Origin of the sequence: Arthrobacter agilis (assembly GCF_002953615.1) — a bacterium.
Taxonomy (GTDB): domain Bacteria; phylum Actinomycetota; class Actinomycetes; order Actinomycetales; family Micrococcaceae; genus Arthrobacter_D; species Arthrobacter_D agilis_B.
Genome location: NZ_CP024915.1, coordinates 2,849,967 through 2,858,500 on the forward strand (window position 1 = coordinate 2,849,967; position 8,534 = coordinate 2,858,500).

9 protein-coding genes are annotated in these 8,534 nt (G+C 70.7%); 4 read left to right on the forward strand and 5 right to left on the reverse strand.

Translation table 11 applies throughout. The features are described 5' to 3' along the window. From CVO76_RS13900 to CVO76_RS13915, 4 genes are all read right to left on the reverse strand, one after another. On the reverse strand, positions 1-619 hold a 619-nt coding region (locus CVO76_RS13900), incomplete at its 3' end, for a glycosyltransferase (RefSeq protein WP_208739738.1). Between the two features lie 42 nt (positions 620-661). Continuing rightward, complete coding sequence (ypfJ, locus tag CVO76_RS13905; RefSeq protein WP_208739740.1) at positions 662-1,564, reverse strand: KPN_02809 family neutral zinc metallopeptidase; 903 nt, start codon at positions 1,562-1,564, stop codon at positions 662-664. A gap of 61 nt (positions 1,565-1,625) precedes the next feature. Then, positions 1,626-2,516 (reverse strand): SGNH/GDSL hydrolase family protein, encoded by an 891-nt coding sequence (locus tag CVO76_RS13910; protein WP_244185989.1) that lies wholly within the window; start codon positions 2,514-2,516, stop codon positions 1,626-1,628. A 193-nt stretch (positions 2,517-2,709) separates the two neighbouring features. Next, positions 2,710-3,570, reverse strand: coding sequence for a pentapeptide repeat-containing protein (locus tag CVO76_RS13915; protein ID WP_244185991.1), 861 nt, complete (start codon positions 3,568-3,570; stop codon positions 2,710-2,712). A 232-nt stretch (positions 3,571-3,802) separates the two neighbouring features. Here CVO76_RS13915 and CVO76_RS13920 point away from each other — a divergent pair, with 232 nt between their 5' ends. Beyond that, entirely contained in the window at positions 3,803-4,660 is an 858-nt protein-coding gene (locus CVO76_RS13920; RefSeq protein WP_133081780.1) for a Rieske (2Fe-2S) protein, read from the forward strand. A gap of 65 nt (positions 4,661-4,725) precedes the next feature. Here the strand turns inward: CVO76_RS13920 and CVO76_RS13925 are convergent, their stop codons facing one another. Then, positions 4,726-6,264 (reverse strand): MDR family MFS transporter, encoded by a 1,539-nt coding sequence (locus tag CVO76_RS13925; protein ID WP_208739744.1) that lies wholly within the window; start codon positions 6,262-6,264, stop codon positions 4,726-4,728. Between the two features lie 268 nt (positions 6,265-6,532). Here CVO76_RS13925 and CVO76_RS13930 point away from each other — a divergent pair, with 268 nt between their 5' ends. The 3 genes from CVO76_RS13930 to CVO76_RS13940 form a co-directional block, all read left to right on the forward strand. After that, complete coding sequence (locus tag CVO76_RS13930; protein ID WP_133081782.1) at positions 6,533-7,309, forward strand: thioesterase family protein; 777 nt, start codon at positions 6,533-6,535, stop codon at positions 7,307-7,309. A gap of 116 nt (positions 7,310-7,425) precedes the next feature. Next, positions 7,426-7,710 (forward strand): DUF427 domain-containing protein, encoded by a 285-nt coding sequence (locus CVO76_RS13935; protein ID WP_133081783.1) that lies wholly within the window; start codon positions 7,426-7,428, stop codon positions 7,708-7,710. A gap of 128 nt (positions 7,711-7,838) precedes the next feature. Next, positions 7,839-8,534 (forward strand): aldo/keto reductase (locus CVO76_RS13940; protein ID WP_208739746.1); only part of this gene is annotated, 696 nt, incomplete at its 3' end.

Sequence of the window (8,534 nt, forward strand, 5' to 3'; positions counted from 1 at the left end):
GACCCAGCCGGCGGGACACGCGGACGGACAGATCGATGTCCTCGTCGCGCGTGTCGATCGCCGTCCGGCCGAATCCGCCGACCTCCAGATAGGCGGACGCCCGGATCGCCATGTTGTGACCAGCGACGAAGCGCAGGTAGGCGACGTCGAGATAGGTGACGGCCATCATGATCCGCAGGAGCACCAGCGCACCGGGCATCAGCTGGTCATCACCCCACCGGTAGTACCGGTCGCGCAGCGGCACGCTGGTCCCACCCAGCAACTGGACCTCCGGGTGCCGGGCGAACGTCCTGCGGATGCGGTCGGCCCAGTCCTCCGCCGGCTCGCTGTCACCGTCCGTGCGCGCCACGAGGCGGAACCCGTCGGCGATCGCGGCGCGGAAACCGGTGTCGCTCGCAGCCCCCGTGCCCTTCTGGACTTCCGTGAGGACCGTGACGTTCAGCAACGGGTGGGCCGCGGCGAACCGCCGGACCCGCAGCACGGTGTCGTCCGTGGACCCGTTGTCCACCACGTAGATGCGCAGGTCCGCGTCCCCGCGCTGCCGGCGCAGTGCTTCGAGGGTCCGCGCGATCCCGGGTTCGTTGAAGACGGGCACGACGACGGCGAGCGGCTCGGTCATCGTCCGGGCTCCGAGGCCAGGGCGTGGATCGACGGCATGGCGTCAGGGGCTGTCGAGGTCGCGGGCGCCGAAGGTGTCGCAGGACCTCAGGTCCCCGGTCTCGTAGCCCTGCGAGAACCAGGCCTGCCGCTGGGCGCTCGAGCCGTGCGTCCAGCCCTCCGGGTCGACCCGGCCGGTGACGGCTTCCTGGATGCGGTCGTCACCGACGGACGCGGCGGCGGAGAGCGCGTCCTCGAGGTCCGTCGTCGAGAACGTCCGCAGGAACGGTTCTCCCGACTCGGGATCGGGGACCGAGGTGGCGTGGGCGGCCCACATCCCGGCCAGGCAGTCGGCCTGCAGCTCGACGCGGACACCGCCGGATTCGGCTCCCTCCGGATCCTGCTGGGCGGCACCGAGGGTGCCGATGAGGTTCTGGATGTGGTGGCCGAACTCGTGGGCCACTACGTACTCCTGGGCGAGCGGGCCGCTGGCCGAACCGAACTGCGTCACGAGCTCGTCGAAGAACGCCGTGTCGTAGTAGGTCTGCTGGTCCGCGGGGCAGTAGAAGGGCCCGACGGCGCTCGTGGCCGTCCCGCAGCCGGTATCCGTGCTGCCGGTGAAGAGTACGACACCGGGCTGCGTGTAGGCGACGCCGAACTGGTCCAGGTAGGGAAGCCAGAAGCTGTCGAGGCTTTCGGCCGTGCCGAGGATGCGGCAATCGAGCTGCTCGTTGGCGTCGGCGCCGGTCTGGCACGCGTTGATCGCTTCGACCTCCCTGTCCTCCTGCTGCGAGGTCGGAGCGCCCTCCTGGAGTCCCAGCTGATCCACGACGTCCGGTCCGAAGATCAGCGAGAGGATGAGGAGGAGGCCGCCACCGACCCCGCCGCCCACGGCGGCACCCCGGCCGCGTCCGCGACGGTCACGAACGCGCGACGGATCGAGCCGGGTGTTGTCGTTGAAGCTCATGGATCAACAATAAGCCGACTGAGGGTTGACGCGGGACACTGCGCGGCTGAGCCCCGTCGTGCTATTCGAGGGGGCGCAGTTCCCGCGGCAGGCGGGCGAGCGGGTCGACGGCGGTATATGCGGCAGCCAGCTTCAGGGCGGCGAGGTCCTGCTCGAGCAGGAGCGCCGCCTTCTGATGGCCCACGGGGTTGAGATGCACGTCGTCCGCGAGGAATTCCTCGAGGGCGTGGGTGGTCAGCCAGCCCCCGGCCGACACGAAGGGGATCCCGCGCTGGCTCGCGAGGGTGCCGAGCAGGGCGTCGACCTCGGCCCGACGGGCGCCGCCGTCCGTCGCGCTGCGGCTGAGCGTGCCGATCATGACCATGCGGGAGGACGGGTACGTGCGTTCGAGCTCGAGGATCAGGGCGTTGGCGCTCGCGAGGATGTCGCCGTCCGAGACGCCGGACCGGGCGTCGTTGCCTCCGCCCTCGACGACCACGAGGGCGGGATCCCCGTGCGGCAGGACCCAGTCCCCGCTGGTGAGCGCATCGTGGTAGTTCGCGTCGCCCGCTCCGTTCGTCGCGACGAAGCCCGTACCGCCCGCGCCGAGGAACCGCACGGAGTACCCGAGTTCGTGCAGGGCGATCTGGGGCCAGGTGTCCGCTCCGCCCGACTGCGAGTCGCCGATGAGGACTGCGGTGCGCTGCACGTCGGGCACGACCACTTCGAGGCGACCCGTGGCGGGATTCCTGGCGGCGCTGCCGACCGGGAGCTGCGCAGGCGCGACGGCAGGTAGCTTCGCGGTCGTCGGATCCGCGGGCGTCTCACCCGGGGTCTTGTCGGTCCGCGCCTGCCGGGCCATGGCCGCAGGAGGTTCGGCGTCCGAGGCCGTGGCGTCGCGGGTCTCCGCGGAGGCGGGAGGAACGGTACCTGCCAGAAGACCGAGCGAGAGCCCGAGGGACAGAAGGGCCACGTGCGCCGAGTTCCTCCGACGCGGTACCGGGGCGCCGCGGGCCCCGCTCGTCGTGCTGCTGTGCATTGCCACCCTTTTGTCGCCCGGACTGCCCCCATCCGGAGTCCTGTCCCCAGTTTACAAGCGCGGGGAGGCAGCTTCGTGCTTGATCCGGTGGCATTCCGGCGGTACCGGTGGCGCGGCGCGGATGTCCTCAGGTGTTCCAGGAGGACGGCGCGTCGATCCGGTCGGGCAGCCGCGTCCGGCTGTCACCCGACGCCGCGGCGACCTGCATCGGGGTGAGGAAGAGCGCATGGGAGAGGTCGGCGCCGTGCAGGTGCGCGTCCCGCAGGTCGGCACCGAGCAGGTCCACCCAGCGCAGGTCGGCCCCCCTGAGGTCGGCCGCGATGAGATAGCTGCCCCGGAGGTCCGCACCCCGGAGGTCCTGCCCGGCCAGGTCCGCACCGAGGAGATCGGCACCCGGCGCCAGCCGCCGGGGGATGCGCCTGCCGCCGGCAGCCGTCCTGACTGCTCCGCTCACCGCCGACAGCGCCGGTCCGACCCTGGCCCGGAGCGCGTCGAGGTCGACGGCGTCGAGGCCCGCCGGATCCAGCCGCGTGAGGGACACCGTCTCCGACACCAGGGCGGCGATCGAGGAGGCGTGCTGCGGAGGCACGGACCCGGACGATCCTGCCAGTCGCGCGGCGTCGTCGAGGTGCCAGAGCACCTCGTGCAGTTGCCGGACGACGGGGAAGGCGGCGAACATCGCGGGCCGTACTTCCGCATGTGCCGTCCAGCTGCGACCGCCGAACGTCTGCTGCGCCACGTGCTGGCCGGCGCCGAAGCAGTCGAACACGGTGCAGCCCTTGTACCCCTCGCCACGGAGCCGGGCGTGGATGGTGCAGGAGAAGTCGGCGGCGAGGTTGCGGCATGCCTGGCCTGCGGGCTTGTCGTGCGCGAAGTCGGTCGATCGTTCGAAGCCGAGCGCGGAGCAGCACAGCGCGAAGCACCTCGAGCAGTCGGCGGTCAGCTCGACGTCCGGGTGGGCGGAGAGGTGCAGCGGCACGGCGGGCACGGCCGGTCCTTCCAGGGGTGCGGGGATCGATGGCGGGGCGGCGCGCCACGCTGTGCGCGGTGGTCACCCTGCGGGATTCTCGCACCGATCCGGTGCGTCGCCAAGGGAAACCTCGCTGCGCCGCGCCGGGTTGTCAGGTGTAGGGGCTGCTGGAACGGTGGGGAACGGGCGGCACCGTCGTCGACACCCGCCGGACATGCGGGACACCGTCCCGGATCAGAAGGAGCACAGCATGAACATCGTGTACGGAATCCTGGACGGACTCGAGCACGCGACGTCGCTGGACCGGATCGCGGATCCCCTCGCCGCAGCCGTCAGCAAGGCCGTACGGCCCCGGAGGATCCGCAACCTCCTGAGCGGTACGGCCATCGGCCACCACCTCCATCCCATGCTGGTCGTCATCCCGTCGGGTGCCTGGAGCATGGCCTCGTTCCTCGACCTCGCCGGTGGCAGGAGTTCCCGCAGGGCGGCCGACCTCCTCGTGACGGTAGGGATCCTCACCGCCGTCCCGACGGCGGCCACGGGCCTGCACGACTGGTCGGACACGCAGGAGAAGGAGCGCCGCGTCGGGATCGTCCATGCGGCCGGCAATTCACTGGCCCTGACGCTGTACACCGCCTCCGCTGTCGCCAGGGCGAAGGACCGGCGCGGCCTCGGGGTGCTGCTCGGCCTGGGCGGCCTGGGGTCGATGCTGCTCAGCGCGTTCCTCGGCGGCCACCTCAGCTACGCGAGCGGCGTCAATGTGAACCGGACGGCGTGGCACGAGGCACCGAAGGACTGGACGCGGGTGGCCAGCGACGCCGACGTCGTCGAAGGCGGACGGCACACGGTCGAAGCGAACGGCGTGCCGATCCTGCTGCTGCGCCACGGTGGGAAGCTGACTGCCATGGACAGCGTCTGCAACCACCTCGGCGGGCCGCTGGAGGAGGGCACGATCGAGGACGGCTGCATCACCTGCCCGTGGCACCAGAGCATGTTCCGGCTCGACGACGGCAAGAACTACCGCGGACCGGCCGCTGTGCCGCAGCCGGTGTACGAGACCCGGGTCACGACGGACGGCTACATCGAACTGCGCCAGCCCGCCTCCTGAGTGCACGCGCGAACGACGAAGCCCCGCCGGAACCGTCCGGCGGGGCTTCGTCGTCGTGCGGATGCCTAGTGCACGGGGACGGGGGCGCTCCCGTTCTCCTCGGGCGCCCGCACGAAGAACGAGGCGACGACGGCGAGCAGGAAGATGATCGCGCCGTACAGGAACGCCGCGCGGATGCCGCCGGCCAGGGCGGCCTCCGCGGCGACGCCCGTGCCGGCCAGGGACGTGCTCCGGATGGTCATGACCGAGATGAACAGGGCGGTGCCGGCCGCCCCCGCCAGCTGCTGGGCGGTGCCGAACACGGCGCTGCCGTGCGAGTAGAGGTGCGGTTTGACGGACCCCAGCGCGGAGGTGAGCAGCGGCGTGAACATGAGCGCCAGGCCCACGCTGAGCAGGACGTGCGCGACCAGGACCAGCCAGACCGGGGTGGTCTCGGTGACCCGCGTCATGGACCAGAACACCCCGCTGACCAGGAGCGCGCCCGGCACCAGGAGCACGCGAGGGCCGCGGCGGTCGTAGATGCGGCCGACGACGGGACCCAGGAGCCCCATGGCCAGGCCGCCCGGCAGGAGGAGCAGTCCTGAGACCAGCGGATCCATCCCGAGGACGGTCTGGACGTAGATGGGGATCAGGATGATGGTGCCGAACAGCGCCATCATGCTGATGGCGATCGCGACGATCGAGACCGTGAAGTTCCTCGATGCGAAGACACGGAGGTCCAGCAGGGCCGCGTCGCGCCGCTGCAGCACGAGCTGGCGCGAGATGAAGGCGGCGAGCCCGACGACGCCCGCGACCAGCGGGAGCCATGCAGGGACGGCGCTGCCGGTCGAGGCCTCGCCGAGCTGGCTGAGACCGTAGATGGCGCCACCGAAGGCGACCGCGGACAGGACGACCGACGGGACGTCGATCGCGGACCGCCGGGGGTCGGTGACGTTCTGCATCTTGGCGGAACCGACGGCCAGGGCGGCGAGCGAGATCGGCAGGACCAGCCAGAACATCCAGCGCCAGTCGAGCACGCTGAGGATGGCGCCCGAGATGGTCGGGCCCAGCGCGGGGGCCACGGAGATGACGATCGAGATGTTGCCCATGATCTTGCCGCGGGACATCGGCGGCACGAGGGTCATCACGGTGGTCATGAGCAGGGGCATCATGATCGCTGTGCCGGTGGCCTGGACCACGCGGCCGACCACGAGGACGCCGAAGCCCGGCGCCATCGCGGCGATGAGCGTGCCGAGGCTGAACAGGCCCATGGCGGCCATGAAGACCGGTCGCGTGTTGTAGCGCTGGAGGAGGAAACCCGTCACGGGGATGACGACGGCCATCGTCAGCATGAACGCGGTGCTCAGCCATTGACCGGCGCCCACCGTGATGCCCAGGTCCTCCACGAGGCGGGGGATCGCCACGCCCATGATGGTCTCGTTGAGGATCACCACGAAGGCGGAGATGAGCAGCAGCGTGATGACCAGCTTGTCGCGTGCCGGGAGGGCGCCGTCGACGCCTGTGGACCGGGAGGGGGCGGGAGCGGGGGTGCCGGCGGCCGGTGGAGTGTCCGGCGGTGTCGGAAGAGCGTCGGAGACGCGGGACGGGGGACTCTGGGAGGTCATGGTGATCCGCTCGGTTCGGCTGTGCGCACCGTCGGGATCGATCGTCCCGGGTGCCGTGGTCGTGGATCGGGCAGGTGCGAACGCAGGCCCGGTCAATCATCTGAACCCCGCACACCGGAACTCTATTCCGACCCCCGGTATCCCTCCCGCTCCGGGCAGGAAGGCGCCGCTGCTCCACTAGCATGGGGCGGGTGCGGTCGCGGTCCCGGCCGCTCTTTCCGGCGCGCAGCGCAGGAGCCCCGGCATTCCCCGACGAAGGAGATTCCCCGTGCCTGATTCCTTCTACCGTGATCTCGGCGGCGGCAGGTTCGCGTCGACCGATCACGCCCAGGGTGCCTGGAACGCCCACGAGCAGCACATGGCGCCCATCTCGGGACTCCTCACACAGCGCCTGCTCGCCTGCGAGCCGCGCGACGGGATGCATCTGGGCCGCCTGAGCTTCGACATCCTCGGCCTGATCCCGGGAGGCGAGTTCGAGGTGACGACCGCCGTCGTCCGGCCGGGCCGGACCATCGAACTGGTGGAGGCGCGGATGGAGGCAGGCGGCAGGACGGCGATCGTTGCGAAGGCGTGGCGCCTCGCCGGCCAGGACACGGGTGTCGTCGCCGCTGTCGAGGACCCGCGGATCCCCGGCCCCGACGAGGCCGGACCGCACGAGGGCATGACGGCGTGGCCGGGAGGGTTCATCAGGTCGCTCGAGGTCCGGGTGGTCCCCGGCCACCGGCCAGGACGGGGGCAGGTCTGGATGAGGAACCCCTACTCGATGGTCGAGGGAGAGGAGACCCCCGACGTCGTGCGGCTCGTGGGCATGATGGACGCCGCCAACGGGATCGCCACCCGTGTCCCGCCGGGCGGCGACAGCTGGCTCTACCCGAACGTGGACCTGCAGATCCACCTGCACCGCCTGCCGGAGGGCGAGTGGCTCGGCCTCGACACGCGGGTCACGTTCGGCGCGAACGGCGTGGGGCTGACCTCCAGCGTGGTCCACGACCTCGACGGCCCGTTCGGGCGGCTCGAGCAGATCCTCACGGTGCGGAAGCTGTAGCAGCTCTGCAGCCGGAATGCCGGGGCCGTCCCCGGGGTTGCAGGTGTCATGGCCGACGCCGCGGCGGAGGACAGCGCCCCCACGCGTCCGTGGGACGTCTTCGAGGAAGAGGAACCATGCCGAAAGCAATCTGGAACGACACCGTGATCGCGGAATCAGCGGACACCGTGATGGTCGAGGGGAACCACTACTTCCCGCCCGCTTCTGTCTCGCAGGAGTTCTTCGTCCCCACCGGGACACACACCGTGTGCCACTGGAAGGGCACGGCCAGCTACTTCACCCTGGACGTGGCGGGGGAGCAGAACCAGGACGCCGCCTGGAGTTATCCGGAACCGAAGGAAGCGGCGGAGAACATCCGCGGTTACTACGCTTTCTGGAAGGGCGTCACGGTCACCGACTGAGCACTCCGCACAGGGGCGCCGTCCGATCGACGGCGTCCCCTTGCGGTGCGCCAGCAGTACTGCGCGACCTACCCGATCCACCCGCCCGATCCACGGCGCCGCCCGGCGCCCGAACGAAGGAGAACCCCATGGAATACCGGAAACTCGGCAACAGCGGCACGTCGGTCTCTCACCTCGCCCTCGGCACGATGACCTTCGGAGCGGAGTCGGACGAGTCCACCTCCCATGCCATCCTCGCCGACTACGCAGCGGCCGGCGGCAACCTGATCGACACCGCGGACGTGTACACGGCGGGGGCGTCCGAGGAGATCATCGGTCGGTGGCTCGCCAGGAACCCGACGGAGCGCGACCGCATGGTGCTCGCGTCCAAGGGCCGGTTCCCCATGGGCGACGACGTCAACGACCTCGGGCTGTCCAGACGGCACCTCCGCCGGGCGCTCGACGCCTCGCTCACGCGGCTCGGCGTCGACCACATCGACCTGTACCAGGTGCACTCGTGGGATCCGCTGACGCCGCTCGAGGAGACGCTCGGCTTCCTCGACGAGGCGGTCGTCCAGGGCAAGATCGGGTACTACGGCTTCTCGAACTACACCGGCTGGCAGCTGACGAAGGCCGTCATGCTCGCCCGCCAGCGCGGCTACTCGCTGCCGGTGACGCTGCAGCCCCAGTACTCGCTGCTCGTGCGGGAGATCGAGGCCGAGATCGTGCCCGCGGTCCTCGACGCGGGCATGGGCATGCTGCCGTGGTCGCCCCTCGGTGGCGGCTGGCTGACCGGCAAGTACTCCCGTGACACCGAGCCGACCGGGGCCACCCGGCCCGCCGAT